This window comes from Streptomyces sp. NPDC104367 (assembly GCF_055583825.1).
Window position 1 is genome coordinate 1 of the sequence record NZ_JBVJND010000093.1, and the last position, 1,857, is coordinate 1,857.

At 66.6% G+C, this 1,857-nt stretch carries 1 protein-coding gene; it reads left to right on the forward strand.

Translation table 11 applies throughout. The features are described 5' to 3' along the window. Window positions 1–368: 368 nt before the first annotated feature. Entirely contained in the window at window positions 369–1,529 is a 1,161-nt protein-coding gene (gene rhaI / locus ACZ619_RS45805) for an L-rhamnose isomerase (protein ID WP_469611997.1), read from the forward strand. The last annotated feature ends 328 nt before the right edge of the window (window positions 1,530–1,857 follow it).

The window sequence follows — 1,857 nt, forward strand, 5'->3', positions numbered from 1 at the left end:
GCACCGAAGGACTTCGACACGTCCTCGAGCGCCAGCACCGGGGCCGGTCCCGTGTCGGACGGGTGGGTCATGAGGGCTCCTCGACGACACCAGCAAGACCGAGCGAGCCGGACCCCACAGCGTCGTGAAAGGTTTCAACTGGATTGCCGGGACCGTAGACACCGCGGGCATGTCACGTCAATGGGTCCGTGTCGAAAAAATTTCGATAGCCGAAGGTCACGGCAGAGTCACGGAAAACCAGGTTCGTCGGACTTCTTGACACCCCTTCGAGGTGCTCATACTTTGCCGTTCTGAATCGTTTCACCATGCAGTTGATTCCGCCCGTTCACCTGTTGAGTCGTTCCGACCGATACCCCAGGAGCCCCGAAGTGACCGATGTCGCCGCGGTGAAGGCCGCGCTGAAGACCCAGGCAGTCGAGACGCCGTCGTGGGCGTACGGGAACTCGGGTACCCGGTTCAAGGTCTTCGCACAGCAGGGCGTGCCCCGCACCCCCAAGGAGAAGCTGGACGACGCGGCGCAGGTGCACGCGGTGACCGGGGTGGCGCCGACGGTCGCGCTGCACATTCCCTGGGACAAGGTGGAGGACTACGCGGACCTCGCCAAGCACGCCGAGGATCGGGGGCTCGGACTGGGGGCGGTCAACTCGAACACCTTCCAGGACGACGACTACCGGCTCGGCAGCATCTGCCACCCCGACGCGGCGGTGCGCCGTAAAGCCGTGGGCCACCTGCTGGAGTGCGTCGACATCATGGACGCGACCGGATCGAAAGATCTGAAACTCTGGTTCGCCGACGGTACGAACTACCCCGGGCAGGACGACATCCGGGCGCGGCAGGACCGGCTCGCGGAGGGGCTGTCCGAGGTGTACGCGCGCCTCGGCGACGACCAGCGGATGCTCCTTGAGTACAAGCTCTTCGAGCCCGCCTTCTACACGACGGACGTCCCGGACTGGGGCACGGCCTACGCGCACTGCCTGAAGCTGGGTCCGAAGGCGCAGGTCGTGGTCGACACCGGCCACCACGCTCCGGGCACGAACATCGAGTTCATCGTCGCCACGCTGCTGCGGGAGGGAAAGCTCGGCGCGTTCGACTTCAACTCCCGCTTCTACGCCGACGACGACCTCATGGTCGGGGCCGCGGACCCGTTCCAGCTGTTCCGGATCATGTACGAGGTGGTGCGCGGCGGCGGCTTCACCTCCGAGGTGGCCTTCATGCTCGACCAGTGCCACAACATCGAGGCCAAGATCCCCGCGATCATCCGGTCGGTGATGAACGTCCAGGAGGCCACGGCGAAGGCGCTCCTCGTCGACCGGGGCGCACTGGCGCAGGCGCAGGCCACGGGAGACGTACTGGCGGCGAACGCGGTGCTGATGGACGCCTACGACACGGACGTCCGGCCGCTGCTGCGGGAGGTCCGCGAGGAACTGGGGCTGGACGCGGATCCGATCGCCGCGTACGCCCGGTCCGGGTGGGCGGAGAAGATCGTGGCCGAGCGGGTGGGAGGGGAGCAGGCCGGCTGGGGGGCGTGAGCGCCTGACCCGACCCGACCTGTTTCGTCGTGGGCCGCGGACCGGAAGCGGCCGGTCGCGCCCCCGCGGCGGTAACCGCACATCCAACGCAGCCCCGCGCCCCCCCCGAGGGGCGCACTGTTGCTCTGCTTCTCGGACAGCTAGGAAAAAGTTTTATGACCACGCATTCCGAAGCCGCCGCGCTCCTTGCGCGTTCTCGTCGGCTTGGTGCCGATCCTCGTAATACGAACTATGCCGGTGGTAATACGTCGGCGAAGGGGAGTGACATCGATCCGGTCACGGGTGGTGATGTCGAGCTGATGTGGGTGAAGGGGTCCGGTGGGGATCT